The organism is Geodermatophilus normandii, assembly GCF_003182485.1.
In the GTDB taxonomy this organism is placed as follows: Bacteria; Actinomycetota; Actinomycetes; order Mycobacteriales; family Geodermatophilaceae; genus Geodermatophilus; species Geodermatophilus normandii.
Map to the genome: position 1 here is coordinate 1205022 of NZ_QGTX01000001.1, position 15491 is coordinate 1220512.

Genomic DNA, 15491 nt, shown 5'->3' on the forward strand with positions numbered 1-15491 from the left:
TGGGCTGCCATCCTGTCACCGTGTCCCGCCTCGACGAGTTCAACAGCGAGCCCGCCGACGCCGCCGTCGAGGCGCTGCGCGGCTGCAACGCCGCCCCGCGCTTCGCCGCCGAGCTGGTCGCCGGCCGCCCGTTCCCCGACGCGGACACGCTTGTCCGCCGCGCGGGGGAGGTCGCCCGCGGCCTGCCCTGGGACGAGGTGCAGATGGCCCTGGTCGCGCACCCGCGCATCGGCGACCGGGTGGAGGGCTCCTCCGCCGAGGCGCGGGCCTCCCGCCGCGAGCAGGGCTCGATGGGCGGTGCCGACGACGACACCCGCGCCGCGATCGTCGAGGGCAACCGCGCCTACGAGGAGCGCTTCGGGCACGTCTACCTGATCCGCGCGGCCGGCCGGTCGCCCGAGGAGGTGCTCGCCGAGCTGCGCCGCCGGCTGGACAACGACGCCGACGCCGAGCGGGCCGAGGTGGTCGAGCAGCTGGCGCAGATCACCGAGCTGCGGGTGCAGGGGCTCCTCGGCGCATGAGCGTCTCCACCCACGTGCTCGACGCCGTCGCCGGCCGCCCGGCCGCGGGGATCGCCGTCCGCCTGTTCGCGGGGGACTCCCTGCTCGCCGAGGGCGTGACGGACGACGACGGCCGCTGCCGGCTGACCGAGGCGGGCACCGCCGCCGGGCCGCACCGGCTGGTGTTCGCCACCGGCGCCTGGTTCGCCGCGCGCGGGACGACGGCGTTCTGGCCGGAGGTCACGCTGACGTTCGCCGTCACCGAGCCCGCTGCCCACCACCACGTGCCGCTCCTGCTGTCCCCGTTCGCCTACTCCACCTACCGCGGCAGCTGAGGCCTGCCCGGCCCCTGCAGGGTCCGGCCGCGAGCCTGCGAGCGGTGGGGGGCAGGGGGTCCTTCCCGTGCAACACCCCCGCAACCCGCGTGGGGCAGGCTGCGGGGCATGGCGATCGTGCTCGGACCCAACCAGTACGGGAAGGCGGAGGTCCGCGTGGTCGCGGTCGACCGCAGCTCCCCCCGGCACGAACTGGTGGACCTCAACGTCAGCAGCAGCCTGCGCGGGGACTTCGCCGCCGCGCACACCGACGGCGACAACGCGCACGTCCTCACCACCGACGCGCAGAAGAACACCGTCTTCGCCCTCGCCCGCGACGGCGTCGGCTCGCCGGAGGCCTTCGGCCTGCGCCTGGCCCGCCACTTCGCCGGCTCCTACGACTGGATCACCGGCGCCCGGGTGGCCGTGGAGTCCTACGGCTGGGAGCGGATCGCCGTCGGCGGGCAGCCGCACGAGCACGCCTTCCGCCGCCCCGGCGGGGAGGTCCGGACGGCCGTGGTGACCGCGGACGGCGACGACGTGCACGTGCTCGCCGGCCTGTCCGACCTCGTCGTCCTCAAGACCACCGGCTCGGAGTTCCGGGGCTTCCCGCGCGACCGCTACACGACGCTGGCCGAGACCCGCGACCGCGTCCTCGCCACCGCGGTCACCGCCCGCTGGCGCTACACGTCGGCCGGGCTGGACTGGGACGCCACCTTCGCCGGCGTCCGGACGACGCTGCTCGAGACCTTCGCCGCGACCCACTCCCTGGCCCTGCAGCAGACGCTGTACGCGATGGGCGAGGCGGTGCTCGAGCGCTTCGGCGACGTCGCCGAGGTGCGGATGTCGATGCCCAACCGGCACCACTTCCTGCAGGACCTGTCGGCGTACGGCCTGGACAACACCCCCGCGTCCGGCTCCCCCGTCGTCTACCACGCCGACGACCGGCCCTACGGGCTCATCGAGGGCGCCGTGCTGCGCGACGACGTGCCCCCGGCCGAGGTCGCGTGGCTCGGCACGCCCGGCTTCTGCTGAGGTGGGGACCGTGAGCGACGAGCGCGAGGTCCTGACCTACGACCTGTTCGGCACGGCGGCCCGCGAGCTGGCCCAGCAGGTCGCCGACGACGGCTTCGAGCCCGACCTGATCCTGTCGATCGCCCGCGGCGGGCTGTTCCTCGGCGGGGCGCTGGGCTACGCGCTCGACGTCAAGAACCTCTTCGTGATGAACGTGGAGTTCTACACCGGCGTCGACGAGCGGCTGGACCTGCCGGTGGTGCTGCCGCCGACGCTGGACGCCGTCGACCTGACCGGCGCGAACGTCCTGGTCGCCGACGACGTCGCCGACACCGGCAAGACGCTGGAACTGGTGCGCGACTTCTGCGCCGGCTACGTGTCGGCGGTGCGGACGGCCGTCGTCTACGAGAAGTCCCGGTCGCTGGTGAGGTGCGACTACGTGTGGCGCCGCACCGACGCCTGGATCGACTTCCCGTGGTCGTCCCAGCCGCCGGTCCGCACCCGCAGCGCCCGCCCCGCCCACTGAGCCGTGGACGCCGTCGAGCTGGAGCCGATCACCCCGGAGAACGTCCGCGCCGTGTGCGACCTGCGCGTCGCGCCCGGGCAGGAGCACCTCGTGGCACCGAACGCGGTGTCCCTCGCCGAGGCGTACGTGTACCCGCAGGCCTGGTGCCGCGCGGTGCGGACGGGCGGGCGCCTCGTCGGCTTCGTGATGCTCTGGGACTCCCCCGAGGAACTCGGGCACATGCTGTGGCGGCTGATGGTCGACGCCTCCGCGCAGGGACGGGGCATCGGCCGGCAGGTCGTGGCGCTCGTCGCCGACCACGTCCGGGCGCAGGGCGTCCCGGTGCTGCGGGTGAGCGTCGTGGCGGGCGAGGGCAGCCCGGAGCCGTTCTACCGGTCGCTGGGGTTCGTGCCCACCGGCGAGACGGCCGATGACGAGCCGGTCCTCGCCCTGACCCTCTGAGCGGGGGCGGCGGGAGCGCGCCTACCCGCGGACCGACACCGTCACGGTGTACCGGCGGTCGTTCGCGGCGGCCCGGGTCGGGCCGACGACCCGCCGCAGTGCCGCCCGGTGCGGCAGCCGGTTGTTGTAGACCGTCCACAGCTCGCCGCCGGGCCGCAGCAACCGCGCGGCGGCGGTGAACAGCCGGTCGGCGGCCGCCGTCACCACCGCCGCACCCAGGTGGAACGGCGGGTTGCAGACGACGAGGTCGACGCTGCCGTCGGGCAGGGTCGACGCGGCGTCGTCGCGCAGGACGCGCACCCTGCCGAGCCCGGCGCGTGCCAGCGTGGCCCGCGCCGAGGCGACCGCGGCGGCCGACTGGTCGGTGGCCGTCACCGTCAGGTCCGGCCGCGCGCGGGCGAGCGCGGCGGCCAGCACGCCGGTCCCGCAGCCCAGGTCCAGCGCCGTCCGGGCGCCCGTGGCCGCCTGGGGCAGCGCGCCGAGCAGCAGCCGGGTGCCGTCGTCGACGCGGCTGCCGGCGAAGGCCGCACCGTGCGCGCAGACGTCGAGGTCCAGGGCGTCGTCGTGCCGGCAGCGGGGGAAGGAGGGCCGCACGTCCGGCCGCGGCCCGCGCGCCACCAGCACCCGCGACTTCTGCCGCGCCAGGGTGGCCGAGACCTCGGTGAACCCGGCCCGCAGCACGTCGTTCATGCCGAGGGTCATGTGCTTGACCCGCCCGCCGACCAGCACGGTGACGTCGGGGTCGGCGGTCGCGGCGGCCAGCTCGGTGAGCTCGCGCAGCGCGTCGAGGGCCCGGGGCGCGCGGGCCAGCACGAGGGTCGCGCCGTCGAAGAGCCCGGCGTCCAGCGGCGCGGGGCGGTACGTGCCGGCCAGGCCGCAGCGCTCGGCGTTGAGCGCGAGCGCCCGCTCGCCGACCAGCAGGTCCTGGGCCACCCGGACGTCGCGCGCCCCGGCCGCGACCGCGCCGAGGGTGAGCGCGCCGTACGCGTCGTCGACGACGACCACCCGCTGCTCGGGCAGCCGTTCCGCGGTGTCGAGCAGCAGCCGGTCGGTGGCGTCGACGGCGACCAGGTCCGGCGCCTCGACGTCGGGCTCCCGGCGCAGCTCCGCGAGGACCTCCCCGGGGCTCACCGGGGCGTGGCGGCGACGAACGCGGCGACCACGCGGCCGAGCTCCGGGCCGACGTCCTCCTGCAGGAAGTGCCCGCCGCCGCGCAGGGTGGTGTGCGGCATGCCCTGCGCGCCGGGGACGACCCGCTGGAAGACCCGGTCCCCGCCGCCGGTGATCGGGTCGGCGTCGGAGAACGCCGTGAGGAGCGGCTTCTCCCAGCGCGCGAGGACCTCCCACGCGGCGCGGTTCGCCGGCGCGGCGGGGTCGTCGGGCGCCGTGGGCACCAGGCTCGGGAAGACGCGGGCGCCGGCCTTGGACGCCTCGTCGGGGAACGGCGCGTCGTAGGCGGCGACCACCTCGGGCGGCAGGCCGGTGACCGTCCCGTTGGACACCACGCGGCCGACGTCGAACGCGGGCGCGGTGGTGGCGAACCGCTGCCAGGCGAGGAACGCCTCGCTCATCGGGGCGTCGCCGGTGGGCAGGCCGGTGTTGGCGACGACGACCCGGGCGAACCGGTCGGGGTGCTCGGCCACCAGCCGCAGGCCGATCAGCCCGCCCCAGTCCTGCCCGACCAGCGTGACGTCGACCAGGCCGAGGCCCTCGAACACCGTCTGCCGCATCCACTCCACGTGCGCCGCGTACGAGTAGGCGGCGGGGTCGGTGGGCTTGTCGGAGCGGCCGAAGCCGACCAGGTCGGGCGCGACGACGCGCAGCCCGGCCGCGGTCAGCTCGGGGACCACCCGGCGCCAGAGGAAGGACCACGACGGCTCGCCGTGCAGCAGCAGCACCACCTCGCCGTCGACGGGGCCGGTGTCGACGACCGCCACCCGCAGCATCGTGCCGTCGCCGCCGTCGAACGTGACGTAGGTGGGCGGGTACGGGAAGTCCGGCAGCGCGGCGAACCGCTCCTCCGGCGTGCGGACGACGTCCACGTGCACCCCCTCGGGCATGGGAAGCTCCACGCACCTCCAGCGGCGCGAGACGTGCGTAGAGCTTCCTATGCCCGGCCACCCTCCAGGATCCCGGGGCCGAGCGCATGGGGTCCGGGGAGAAGGGTGGTCCCTCCTCAGACGCCGGGGAGCCCGACGGGGCAGCTCACCCCGGTCGAGTGCACCGGGCAGTAGCCGTTGGGCACCTTGAACAGGTACTGCTGGTGGTAGTCCTCGGCGTAGAAGAACTCGCCGAGCGGGGCGATCTCGGTGGTGATCTCGCCGTAGCCGGCCGCCTTCAGCCGCTCCTGGTACTGGTCGCGGCTGGCACGGGCGGCGGCCTCCTGCTCGGGCGTGCCGAAGTAGATCGCCGAGCGGTACTGCGTGCCGACGTCGTTGCCCTGGCGCATGCCCTGGGTGGGGTCGTGGTCCTCCCAGAACACCTTGAGCAGCTCGCCGTAGCTGACGACGGCGGGGTCGAAGACGACGAGGACGACCTCGGTGTGCCCGGTGCGCGCCGAGCAGACCTCCTCGTAGGTCGGGTTGGGCGTGTAGCCGCCCGCGTAGCCGGCGGCGGTGGAGTAGACGCCCGGCACCTGCCAGAACACCTTCTCGACGCCCCAGAAGCAGCCCGCGCCGAAGACGGCGGTCTGCATCCCCTCGGGGAACGGCGGCTGGATGCGGTTGCCGTTCACCGCGTGGGTCTCCGGGACGTGCGGCAGGGGATCGGGTCGACCCGGCAGCGCGTCGTCCTGCGTCACCGGCTGGGTCTTGTACCGGGAGAACAACATGATCCGAGCGTAGGACCGCCGCGCCACCCGCCGGACCGCCGCCGTCGCGACGGCGGCAGGATCGGTCCCGACCCACCCGACGACGCAGGGAGCGCCCCGTGCCGATCACCGCCCGCGAGTGGCACCTGGCCGCCCGTCCCCACGGCGAGCCCACCCCCGAGGACTTCGCGCTGGTCGAGGTCGAGCACCCCGACCCCGTCGAGGGCCAGGTGGTGGTGCGGATGGTCGCCATGTCGGTCGACCCCTACATGCGCGGGCGGATGCGGCTGGGCCCGTCCTACGCGGCGCCGTGGGAGGTCGGTGAGGTGATGAAGGGCGGCGCGGTCGGCCGGGTGGTCGAGTCGCGCTCCCCCGACGTCCCCGAGGGCGCGCTGGTCCTCACCGACGCCGCCTGGCGCGACGTCGCCGTCCTCGACGCCCGCGCGGTCCGGCAACTGCCGGCCGACGCGGACCTGCCGTTGACCTACTCCCTCGGCATCCTCGGCATGCCCGGGCAGACCGCGTACGCCGGGCTGTTCCGGGTGGCCGCCTTCCGCGAGGGCGACGCCGTGTTCGTGTCCGGCGCGGCCGGGGCCGTGGGCAGCGCGGTCGGCCAGTTCGCGAGGCTGCGCGGCGCCTCGGCGGTGATCGGCAGCGCCGGCAGCCCGGAGAAGGTTGCCTGGCTGCGCGAGATCGGCTTCACCGCCGCCTTCGACTACCACGACGGGCGTGTCGCGGACCTGCTCGCGCGGGCCGCGCCCGACGGCATCGACGTCTACTTCGACAACGTGGGCGGCGAGCACCTCGACGCCGCGCTCGGCGCGCTGCACGTGCACGGCCGCGCGGCGCTGTGCGGCTCGATCTCCGGCTACAACGCCACCGAGGCGGTGCCCGGCCCGAAGAACTTCAGCGCGCTCATGGTGAGCAAGCGGCTCGCGGTGACCGGCCTGCTCGTGGGCGACCACAACGACCTGCGGGCCGAGTTCACCGAGACGGTGTCCGGGTGGATCCGCTCGGGCGACCTGGTCGTGCGGGAGACCGTCTACGAGGGCCTGGACAACGCCGTCCCCGCCTTCCTCGACCTCCTCAAGGGCGCCAACACCGGGAAGATGGTCGTCCGGCTGGCACCCGACCCCGACTGAGCGGTTGCGCGCCGCAGGTGCCGGGAAGGGGCTGCCCATGTGGCTCTTCCTCACCCGGCGCCTGCGCGTCTGGCTCATCGTGACCGTGCTCGTCCCCCTCGCCACCGGGCTCCTCCGGCGGATCGGGCACGCGCTCGAGCGGCGCGGCGGGTCCACCCCGGTCAGCCGGGCGCTGCTGCAGGCCGGCGACCTCGGCGACCGGGCCCGCGCCCGGCTGCGCGGTGGCGGCCGCCGGCGCCGGTGACGACCGCCGCCCGGGTCCCCGCCCTCGACCACACCCCGGCGACCGCGCCCACCCGCGCGGTCGCCGTCTTCGCCCACGGCGGCACCGTCGCCAGCGTGGAGCCACCGCGGGAACGGGCGCTGTCGCTGGTGCGCATGCGCGCGATCCAGGAGGCGGTGTCCCGCGCCGCCGCCGGCCGCGGGGTGGAGGCCTACGTCGTGCGCTACCGCGTGGCCGGCTGGAACGGCGCGGCCGCCGACGCGCACGCCGACGTCCGCTGGGCCCTGGACCAGGTGCGCGAGCGGCACGGGGGCGTGCCGGTGGTGCTCGTCGGGCACTCGATGGGCGGCCGGGCGGTGCTGCGGGCCGGCGACGACCCGTCGGTGACCGCCGTCTGCGGGCTGGCACCGTGGACGCCGCCGGGCGAGCCGGTCGCCCACCTGCGCGGGCGCACCGTCGTCCTGGCGCACGGGCGCGGCGACCGCTGGGTGCCCGCGCGGCTGTCGGAGGAGTACGCCGTCCGCGCGCACCGGGCCGGCGTGCGGGTCGCCCGGTTCACACTGCCCGGCGGGCACGGGATGGTGCGCGCGGTCGGCCGGTGGCACGCGCTGGTCCGCGACGTCGTCCTGGCCGGGGCCGGCCTGGCCGCGCTGCCCCGCGACGTGCGCGCCGCCCTGGACGCGCCGGCTCCGGAGGGTCTCGCCGTCCCGCTGTGATCGCCGGAGCCACCCGGGTAGGGGACGCGCGTGGAGGAACTGCTCGCCGACGTCGTCGGTGTCCTGGTCACCGTCGTCGAGGCCTGCGGGGCCGCGGTCATCCTGATCGGCGCGGTGTGGGCGTTCGCCCGCTTCGTGTGGGTGGGCCTGCGCCGGGGCGGGACCTCGGCGTTCGTCCCCGTGCGGCTCACCCTCGGGCGCTTCCTGGCCCTCGGCCTGGAGTTCCAGCTGGCCAGCGACGTGCTGCGGACGGCGGTGGCGCCGAGCTTCCGCGAGCTCGGCCAGCTGGCCGCGGTGGCGGCGATCCGCACGGCGCTGAACTACTTCCTGTCCCGGGAGATCGCCGAGGAGCGGCGGCAGGTGGCCGAGGAGGCGGGAGCACCGGCGCCCGACCCGGCCTCGGCGGAGCACCGTGGGCGGGGCGTGTGACCTCGCTGGGCCCGGTCCCGGGCCTGCTCGCCCTCGGCGTCAGCGCGCTGGCCCTCGTCGCCGGGACGGTGGCGCTGGCCGCCACCCGGAGCCCGGCACTCGCGCTGGGCGTGTTCCTCGACCTGCTGCTCGCGGCCGGGCTGCTGCGCCTGGCCGCCGAGCCGACGTGGACCTCGCTGGGCACCGCGGCGGCGGTCGTGCTGCTGCGGCGGTTGATCGGGGCCGGACTGCGGGCCGGCGGGCGGACGCTGTCCCTGCCGGCCGTTGCCCCGGGGAACCGGGGCCGCTAGCGTCCCCGGCCGTGACTGCCGGGTCGGCCTCGCGCCGCGCACGGATCGGGTCCCCGGCCGCCGGGTGAGCCCGCGGCGGGCCCGCGCCCCGCCTCCGTCGTCCTGTCCCCGCCCTCCCCCGCACCTCCCCCGGACAGGACCCCGCATGGCCTCTCCCCTCGGCGCCGAGCTGCGCCGCGTCCACGACTCGCTGCGCGCCGACCTGCGCGCCCTCCGCTCCGCCGCGGCCGGCGGCACCTCCCCGGACGCCCGCCGCACCCTGCCCGCCCACTGCCTGGCGTTCTGCGCCGCGCTGACCGCCCACCACACCGGGGAGGACGCCGGCGCCTTCCCCGCGCTGGCCGAGCGCTTCCCCGAGCTCGCGCCGGTGCTCGACAAGATGGCCGAGGACCACGTGTGGATCTCCGGCATCCTCGGCCGCGTCGAGGAGCTGGCCGGCGAGCTCCTCGACGCGGGCGCCTCGCCGCGGCTGGCCGGCGAGCTCGAGGGCCTGGCGGCGATCGTGGAGTCGCACTTCTCCTTCGAGGAGCGCCGGATCGCCGCCGCCCTGGACCGGCTCCCCGGCACGGTCGCCCTGCTGGGCGCCGGGGACGGGACTCCCTAGCGCTGACGGCTCACGAGAAGAGCGCGCTGTAGCCGTTGAGCGCGGGCTGGCCGCCGAGGTGGGCGTAGAGCACGGTCGACGACGGGTCGATCTCGCGCCGGCCGACCAGGTCGATCGTCGCGGCCATCGACTTCCCCTCGTACACGGGGTCGGTGACCATGCCCTCGGTGCGGGCGGCCGTCTCCATGGCGCGGATCGTCGCCGCGTCGGGGATGCCGTAGACGCCGCCGTGGAAGCGCTCGTCGAGCTCGACGTCGTCGAGGGTCAGCTCGCGCTGCACACCGATGGCCCGCGCCGTCCGCTGCGCGATGCGCAGCACCTGGTCGCGGGTCTCGGCGGGCTTGGCCGAGGCGTCGACGCCGAGCACCCGCCGCGGCCGGCCGCCCTGCTCCTCCAGCAGCGCGAACCCGGCGACCATCCCGGCCTGCGTCGACCCGGTGACCGAGCAGACGACGACGGTGTCGAAGAAGACACCGAGCTCGGCCTCCTGCCGCGCCACCTCCAGCGCCCAGTTCGCGAAGCCGTGCCCGCCGAGCGGGTGGTCGCTGGCGCCGGCCGGGATGGCGTAGGGCTTGCCGCCGCGCGCCTCGATCTCGGCGAGCGCGGTCTCCCAGCTCTCCTTGAAACCGATGCCGAACCCGGCCTTCACCAGCCGCACGTCGGCCCCGGCCAGCCGGCTGACGAGGATGTTGCCGACCTTGTCGTAGACCGCGTCGGGCCAGTCCACCCAGCTCTCCTGCACCAGCACGCAGGCCAGGCCGACGTGCGCGGCGACGGCGGCCACCTGCCGGGTGTGGTTGCTCTGCACGCCGCCGATGGACACGAGCGTGTCGCAGCCCTGCGCGAGCGCGTCGGCGACGAGGTACTCGAGCTTGCGGGTCTTGTTGCCGCCGTAGGCGATGCCGGAGTTGCAGTCCTCCCGCTTGGCCCAGACCGCGGCGCCGCCCAGGTGCGCGGTCAGCCGGTCCAGGCGGTGCACCGGCGAGGGCCCGAACAGCAGGGGGGTGCGGGGGAAGTCAGCGAGGCTCGTCATCGGTCTCCTCCAGTTCGGACAGCAGCGCCGTCCAGATCTCGGTGGTCGTGGCGACGGCGGCGTCGACGTCCCCGGCCGCGCAGGCGGCGATCAGGCGGTCGTGCAGCACGACGGACCCCCGGCCGTGCGCCGCGGCGAAGCGGGCCCGCTCCAGCCGGCGGATCGCGGGCGTGAACCGCTCGACGGTCGCGGTCAGCGCCGGGTTGCCGGCGCGGGCGAGCAGGACGGCGTGCAGGTCGTCGTCGGCGTCGAGCGCGGCGTCGAGGTCGCCGGCGTCCACCGCGGCGGCGAACCGCGCGTTGGCCGCGCGCATGGCGTCGACGTCGTCGGCGGTCGCCGTCCCGGCGGCCTCCCGGGCGGCCAGCTCGTGCATGGCCCGGACGACGACGGCGGCGTCGCGCACCTGCCGCGGCCGCAGCGGGGTGACCCGGGTGTGGCTCTGCGGCTTGGCCTCGACCAGCCCCTCGTCGACCAGCCGGGTCAGCGCGGCCCGCACCGGGGCCACCGACAGGCCGAGGCGGGCGGCGAGGTCGGCGTCCTTGACTACCGCGCCCGGCGCGAGCTCGCCGCTCACGATGGCGGTCCGGATCCGCGCCAGCGCCTGGTCGCGCAGCAGCACCCGGCCGACGGGGACCAGCGGTGCGGGCACAACTGACATCTCAGATGTCAGAGGCCCGTCCTGTCAAGGCCGACAGCCCTGCACAGGCCGTTCTCGTGCGGTCGCTGGCAGGCGGAGGCCTCGTCCCGGCGGACGACGGCCCGCACGATCGGCGGCGTGACCAGCGACTGGAGCACCGACCCCGCCGACGCCGCCGCCCACTTCGCCCGCCGGCTGGCCGTGGAGACCGACGTCAGCGACGTACACGCCGCGCTGGAGTCCGGCGCCCCGGGCTTCGTCCTCCTCGACAGCCGCAGCCGCGAGGCGTGGGACCAGGGGCACGTCCCGGGCGCCGTGCACCTGCCCGGCCGGGAGGTCGCGGCGCGGGCGGAGGCCGAGCTGGACCGGTCCGTCCCGGTGGTCACCTACTGCTGGGGCCCGGGTTGCAACGGCGCCACGCGGGCCGCGCTCGCGCTGGCGCTGCTCGGCTACCGGGTGCGGGAGATGATCGGCGGCTTCGAGTACTGGGCCCGTGAGGGGCTGCCGGTGGCGACCGCGGACGGCGTCACCCGGCCCGACGTCGACCCGCTGACCGCCCCGCGGACGGTCAGCTGCGGGTGCTGAGGTCGGGGACGTCGTCGCCGGCGAGGCGCGCCCACAGCAGCTCGTCGCGCTTGACGCCGTCGCCGTACCGGTAGGAGCGGCGCAGCCGGCCCTCGAGGGTGAACCCGGCCTTCTCGGCCACCCGGCCCGACCCCGGGTTCTCGACGGCGTGCACCAGCTCCACGCGGTCGACGGGGAGCTCGGCGAAGCCCCAGCGCACGGCGGCGTCCACGGCCCGCGGCGCCACGCCCCGGCCGCGCGCGGCGGGCACCGTCCAGTAGCCGACCTCGGCGTCGCCCTGGTCCCGGTCGATCGAGTGCAGGTTCACCGAGCCGAGCAGCTCGCCGGTGCCGGCGTCGGCGACCGCCCAGGCGGCGATCCCCCCGCCGCTCCAGTCGGCGCGTCGGGCGACCCACCAGCGGGCGTCGTCGAGGGTGGCGACCCGGCCGGGGTTGCTCCAGACGCGGGTGGCCGGGTCGGTGAGGGCGGCGAGGACGGCCGGGGCGTCCCCGGCCCGCCACGGACGCAGCAGCAGCGGGCCGGCGGGCACCTCGACGGGCTCGGTCACGCCCCCGATCGTGCCGGAGGGGTCAGCTCTCCCCGGAACCCGGCTCGGTCATCTTCCGGTTGAGCTTGGCCGCGACGTTGCCGGGCGTGAGTGCGGACAGCCGCCCCATCGCCTTGCTGGCCAGCGACCCGGCGAACACCGAGGCCTCGCCCTTCATCAGGCCCTCGAAGCCCTGGCGGGCGACCAGCGCGGGGTCGTCCTTCGCGTCGGTGGCGCCCATCCGGGTGTCGGTGAGGTCCCCGCGGTCGAAGAACTCGGTGTCGGTGGGCCCGGGCAGCAGCGCGGTGACGCTCACGCCGCGGTCGGAGAGCTCCTCGCGCAGTGCCAGCGCCAGGTGCTGCACGAAGGACTTGCTCGCGCCGTACACGGCCTGGAACGGCTGGGGCGCCTGCGAGGCCACCGAGGAGGTGAACAGGATCCGGCCCTCACCCTCGGCGGCCATGTCCTGCGCGACCCGCTTGGCGATGTGCACCGTGGACCCGCAGTTGAGCGCCACGATGCCCAGCTCGGCGTCGAGGTCGGTGTCCACGAACGCCCCGCCGACGCCGACACCGGCGTTGATCGCCGCGGCGGCCAGCGGCCGGTCCGCCCCCCGCACGGCGGCGATCAGCAGCTCGCGGTCCTCGTACCTCGTCAGGTCGCCGCGGACCGGGGAGACGGCGGCGCCCATGCCGCGCAGTGTCTCGGCGGCGGCGTCGAGCTCGTCGTCCTCCGCGGCGACCACGAGGTCGTAGCCGTGCTCGGCGAACTGCTTGGCGAGCTCCAGGCCGATGCCGCTGGAGGCGCCGGTGACGAGGGCGAGGGGACGGGCGGTCGGCAGGGTCACGGGAGCTCCCGGGGTCGGTCGCGGCTGCGGTCGCCCCGGGTCATGCCCGGTCCGGTGGCGTCCGACCCATGGGCTCAGACCGGGACGGAGACGCCGAGCCCGCCGCGGGTCTGCGCGCCGTAGCGGGCGATCTCCGCGTCGAGGTCCAGCGGGCGGATGGCCATGGCCTGCGCGCGGACGTCGTCGGTGATCAGCCCGGCCGGCAGCAGCCAGGAGACCTCGAACTCCAGCCCGTCGGGGTCCTGCGCGTAGAGGGCCTTGGTGGTGGCGTGGTCGGAGGCGCCGACCAGCGCCCCGGCGGCGACGAGCGCGCCGCGGATCCGGGCGAGCTCGGCGAGGGTGTCGACCTCCCAGGCGAGGTGGTAGAGCCCGACGCTCGCGCGGCCGGCCTGCGACGGGCCGGCGCCGGCCCCGACGGCGAACAGGCCGAGGTCGTGGTCGTTGGTCGAGCCCTCGGCCTGCAGGAACACCGCTCGGCCGGGGATCTCGGCCTCGACCCGGAAGCCGAGCACGTCGCGGTAGAAGGCGGTGCTGCGCTCGACGTCGCGGACGTACAGGACGGCGTGGTTGAGGCGCTGGACCGGCATGACCCCAGTGTGCGCCGATGTCGATGAACGTTCAAGTACCTGCGCGGGTCGGGAGCCACAGCGCGACGGCGGCCGCTCCCCTGGCCCGCGCGGGCCACGGGTCGGCCCCGACGTGACACCTCCGCCGGGCAGGACGAGGAGCGTCCACCCAGCCTGACGGAGGGAACCCCATGCCCGAGTACGTGCTCCCGGACCTGCCCTACGACTACGGGGCACTGGAGCCGCACATCTCCGGCCGCATCATGGAGCTGCACCACGACAAGCACCACCAGACCTACGTCACCGGGGCGAACACCGCACTGGAGAAGCTCGCCGAGGCGCGGGAGAACGACGGGCTGGGCACGGCGAACCTGCACGAGAAGAACCTGGCGTTCAACCTGGCCGGGCACGTCAACCACTCGGTGTTCTGGCCGAACATGAGCCCCGACGGCGGCGACCGGCCCGACGGCGAGCTGGGCACCGCGATCGCCGACCAGTTCGGGTCCTTCGAGGCGTTCCAGGCGCACTTCACCGCTGTCGCCAACGGGGTGCAGGGGTCGGGCTGGGCGATCCTCGCCTGGGACTCCGTCGGCCAGAAGTTGCTGATCTTCCAGCTCCACGACCACCAGGGGAACCTGGCCGTCGGGCAGGTCCCGCTGCTGATGCTGGACATGTGGGAGCACGCCTTCTACCTGCAGTACCAGAACGTGAAGGCCGACTACGTGAAGGCCTGGTGGAACGTCGTCAACTGGGCCGACGTCACCCGGCGCTTCACGAACGCCCGCACCGCCACCGCCGGGCTCGTCGTCCCGGCGGCCTGAGCCGATCCCGGGGCCGCGGACCGCCCGCGGCCCCGGGACGGCCCAGGCGAGGCTCACCTCGGCCCGCGCGGGCCACGGGCTGGCCCGACCGTGACACCCCCGGCGGGCAGACCAGGAACGAGACCCTCCCCCGCCCCCTGCAGCGCAGCCCTGTGAGGCCCCCGTGTACCTGTCGAAGACCGAGGCCGCCGTCCTGCCGACGACGCTGGTCGGCACCCCCGGACCCCGCTCCCGGCCCCCACCGGCCGCCGCCGGGTCTGGCCCCTGCTCGGCCCGGCCTTCGTCGCCGCCGTCGCCTACGTCGACCCCGGCAACTTCGCCACCAACTTCTCCGGCGGCGCCTCCTTCGGCTACACGCTGCTGTGGGTGATCGTCGCGGCCAACCTCATGGCGATGCTCATCCAGTCGCTGACGGCCAAGCTCGGCCTCGCGACCGGCCGCGACCTCGCCACGCTGTGCCGCGAGCGGCTGCCGAGGCCGGTCACCTGGGGGCTGTGGGTGCAGGCCGAGGCGGTCGCCATCGCCACCGACCTCGCCGAGATCGTCGGCGGTGCCGTGGCGCTGAACCTGCTGTTCGGGGTGCCGCTGCCAGTCGGGGGGCTCATCACCGCCGTCGTCGCGTTCGTGCTGCTGGGGGCGCAGTCACGCGGGCACCGGCCCTTCGAGCGGGTCATCACCGGGCTGCTCCTGGTGATCGGCCTGGGCTTCGGCTACACGCTGGTCGGTGCGGGGGTCGACCTCGGCGGTGTCGCCGGCGGCATGGTCCCGTCCTTCGACGGCCCGGAGAGCCTGGTGCTGGCCACCGGCATCCTCGGCGCCACGGTCATGCCGCACGTCATCTACGTGCACTCCGCGCTCACGCCCGGCCGCTACGGCGACGTCGTCACCGCCGGCCGCACGCACGAGGGTCGCAGCCGGCTGCTGCGGGCCCAGCGCATCGACGTCCTGCTGGCGATGGGCCTGGCCGGGCTGGTCAACGCCGCGATGCTGGTCGTCGCCGCGCAGCTGTTCACCGGCTCCGGCGACCAGGCCACCACGCTCGAGGGCGTGCACGCCGGCCTCGGCGACCAGCTGGGCACCGGCGCGGCGACCGCCTTCGCGCTCGCGCTGCTGGCCAGCGGGTTCGCCTCCTCCTCGGTCGGCACCCACGCCGGCCAGGTCGTGATGGCCGGGTTCCTCAAGCGGCACATCCCGGTGCTGGCCCGCCGGCTGATCACCCTCACCCCGGCGCTGGCGGTGCTCGTCCTCGGCGGCGACCCGACGACGGCGCTGGTGTGGTCGCAGGTCGTGCTGTCCTTCGGCATCCCGTTCGCCCTGGTGCCGCTGCTGTGGCTGACCAGCCGCCGCGACCTCATGGGCGGCTGGGTCAACCGGCGGGTCACCACCGCCGTCGGCGGCGTGGTGGCGGCGCTGATCATCGGCCTCAACGCCCACCTGCTGATCGGCTTCGTGACGGGCTGACCGCGCC

At 75.6% G+C, this 15491-nt stretch carries 22 protein-coding genes; 14 read left to right on the forward strand and 8 right to left on the reverse strand.

What is annotated here, in order from left to right:
- Positions 1–20 precede the first annotated feature (20 nt).
- The 5 genes from uraD to JD79_RS05970 all read left to right on the forward strand — a co-directional run bounded on the left by uraD (position 21) and on the right by JD79_RS05970 (position 2795).
- On the forward strand, positions 21–521 hold the full coding sequence (uraD, locus tag JD79_RS05950) for a 2-oxo-4-hydroxy-4-carboxy-5-ureidoimidazoline decarboxylase (protein WP_211307882.1): 501 nt from the start codon (positions 21–23) through the stop codon (positions 519–521).
- Entirely contained in the window at positions 518–835 is a 318-nt protein-coding gene (gene uraH, locus JD79_RS05955; RefSeq protein WP_110004776.1) for a hydroxyisourate hydrolase, read from the forward strand. The genes uraD and uraH overlap by 4 nt, the downstream gene beginning before the upstream one ends.
- A 108-nt stretch (positions 836–943) precedes the next feature.
- A complete protein-coding gene (gene pucL / locus JD79_RS05960) occupies positions 944–1849 on the forward strand; it encodes a factor-independent urate hydroxylase (RefSeq protein ID WP_110004777.1) in 906 nt (301 codons plus the stop codon).
- 10 nt (positions 1850–1859) lie between these two features.
- A complete protein-coding gene (locus JD79_RS05965) occupies positions 1860–2354 on the forward strand; it encodes a phosphoribosyltransferase (RefSeq protein ID WP_110007470.1) in 495 nt (164 codons plus the stop codon).
- 3 nt (positions 2355–2357) lie between these two features.
- Positions 2358–2795, forward strand: a complete 438-nt coding sequence (locus tag JD79_RS05970) for a GNAT family N-acetyltransferase (RefSeq protein WP_110004778.1) — start codon at positions 2358–2360, stop codon at positions 2793–2795.
- A gap of 21 nt (positions 2796–2816) precedes the next feature.
- On the opposite strand, the gene JD79_RS05975 is transcribed toward JD79_RS05970, so the two are convergent.
- From JD79_RS05975 to msrA, 3 genes are all read right to left on the reverse strand, one after another.
- The gene (locus tag JD79_RS05975) at positions 2817–3926 is read right to left on the reverse strand and encodes a class I SAM-dependent methyltransferase (protein WP_110004779.1); all 1110 of its coding nucleotides are present in this window, start codon (positions 3924–3926) and stop codon (positions 2817–2819) included.
- Entirely contained in the window at positions 3923–4855 is a 933-nt protein-coding gene (locus tag JD79_RS05980) for a haloalkane dehalogenase (RefSeq protein WP_245899791.1), read from the reverse strand. Before JD79_RS05980 ends, JD79_RS05975 begins: the two co-directional genes overlap by 4 nt.
- A 116-nt stretch (positions 4856–4971) precedes the next feature.
- Complete coding sequence (gene msrA, locus JD79_RS05985; RefSeq protein WP_110007472.1) at positions 4972–5625, reverse strand: peptide-methionine (S)-S-oxide reductase MsrA; 654 nt, start codon at positions 5623–5625, stop codon at positions 4972–4974.
- A 98-nt stretch (positions 5626–5723) separates the two neighbouring features.
- Here msrA and JD79_RS05990 point away from each other — a divergent pair, with 98 nt between their 5' ends.
- The 6 genes from JD79_RS05990 to JD79_RS06015 all read left to right on the forward strand — a co-directional run bounded on the left by JD79_RS05990 (position 5724) and on the right by JD79_RS06015 (position 9008).
- The gene (locus JD79_RS05990; RefSeq protein ID WP_211307883.1) at positions 5724–6746 is read left to right on the forward strand and encodes an NADP-dependent oxidoreductase; all 1023 of its coding nucleotides are present in this window, start codon (positions 5724–5726) and stop codon (positions 6744–6746) included.
- A 37-nt stretch (positions 6747–6783) separates the two neighbouring features.
- Positions 6784–6990, forward strand: a complete 207-nt coding sequence (locus JD79_RS05995; RefSeq protein WP_110004780.1) for a hypothetical protein — start codon at positions 6784–6786, stop codon at positions 6988–6990.
- Positions 6987–7685 carry a serine aminopeptidase domain-containing protein gene (locus tag JD79_RS06000; protein ID WP_110004781.1) on the forward strand — a complete coding sequence of 233 codons (699 nt, stop codon included), beginning with the start codon at positions 6987–6989 and terminating at the stop codon, positions 7683–7685. The genes JD79_RS05995 and JD79_RS06000 overlap by 4 nt, the downstream gene beginning before the upstream one ends.
- 30 nt (positions 7686–7715) lie before the next feature.
- On the forward strand, positions 7716–8114 hold the full coding sequence (locus tag JD79_RS06005; RefSeq protein WP_110004782.1) for a DUF1622 domain-containing protein: 399 nt from the start codon (positions 7716–7718) through the stop codon (positions 8112–8114).
- A complete protein-coding gene (locus JD79_RS06010; protein WP_110004783.1) occupies positions 8111–8404 on the forward strand; it encodes a DUF1622 domain-containing protein in 294 nt (97 codons plus the stop codon). Before JD79_RS06005 ends, JD79_RS06010 begins: the two co-directional genes overlap by 4 nt.
- Positions 8405–8549: 145 nt before the next feature.
- A complete protein-coding gene (locus JD79_RS06015; RefSeq protein ID WP_110004784.1) occupies positions 8550–9008 on the forward strand; it encodes a hemerythrin domain-containing protein in 459 nt (152 codons plus the stop codon).
- A 10-nt stretch (positions 9009–9018) separates the two neighbouring features.
- Here JD79_RS06015 and JD79_RS06020 read toward each other — a convergent pair whose 3' ends face one another.
- Together JD79_RS06020 and JD79_RS06025 are read right to left on the reverse strand one after the other, a co-directional pair.
- Positions 9019–10041, reverse strand: coding sequence for a 1-aminocyclopropane-1-carboxylate deaminase (locus JD79_RS06020; protein WP_110004785.1), 1023 nt, complete (start codon positions 10039–10041; stop codon positions 9019–9021).
- The gene (locus JD79_RS06025; protein ID WP_425454165.1) at positions 10025–10690 is read right to left on the reverse strand and encodes a GntR family transcriptional regulator; all 666 of its coding nucleotides are present in this window, start codon (positions 10688–10690) and stop codon (positions 10025–10027) included. The genes JD79_RS06020 and JD79_RS06025 overlap by 17 nt, the downstream gene beginning before the upstream one ends.
- 126 nt (positions 10691–10816) lie before the next feature.
- Here JD79_RS06025 and JD79_RS06030 point away from each other — a divergent pair, with 126 nt between their 5' ends.
- Positions 10817–11263 (forward strand): rhodanese-like domain-containing protein, encoded by a 447-nt coding sequence (locus JD79_RS06030; protein WP_110004787.1) that lies wholly within the window; start codon positions 10817–10819, stop codon positions 11261–11263.
- Here the strand turns inward: JD79_RS06030 and JD79_RS06035 are convergent.
- The 3 genes from JD79_RS06035 to JD79_RS06045 form a co-directional block, all read right to left on the reverse strand.
- The gene (locus JD79_RS06035) at positions 11247–11810 is read right to left on the reverse strand and encodes a GNAT family N-acetyltransferase (RefSeq protein WP_211307884.1); all 564 of its coding nucleotides are present in this window, start codon (positions 11808–11810) and stop codon (positions 11247–11249) included. The two genes, JD79_RS06030 and JD79_RS06035, sit on opposite strands and share 17 nt — an antisense overlap.
- Positions 11811–11832: 22 nt before the next feature.
- Positions 11833–12636 carry an SDR family NAD(P)-dependent oxidoreductase gene (locus JD79_RS06040; protein WP_110004788.1) on the reverse strand — a complete coding sequence of 268 codons (804 nt, stop codon included), beginning with the start codon at positions 12634–12636 and terminating at the stop codon, positions 11833–11835.
- Between the two features lie 74 nt (positions 12637–12710).
- Complete coding sequence (locus JD79_RS06045) at positions 12711–13223, reverse strand: VOC family protein (protein WP_110004789.1); 513 nt, start codon at positions 13221–13223, stop codon at positions 12711–12713.
- 170 nt (positions 13224–13393) lie between these two features.
- Here JD79_RS06045 and JD79_RS06050 point away from each other — a divergent pair, with 170 nt between their 5' ends.
- Positions 13394–14023 carry a superoxide dismutase gene (locus tag JD79_RS06050; RefSeq protein ID WP_110004790.1) on the forward strand — a complete coding sequence of 210 codons (630 nt, stop codon included), beginning with the start codon at positions 13394–13396 and terminating at the stop codon, positions 14021–14023.
- 264 nt (positions 14024–14287) lie between these two features.
- A complete protein-coding gene (locus tag JD79_RS06055) occupies positions 14288–15484 on the forward strand; it encodes an Nramp family divalent metal transporter (RefSeq protein ID WP_170149333.1) in 1197 nt (398 codons plus the stop codon).
- Positions 15485–15491: the final 7 nt, after the last annotated feature.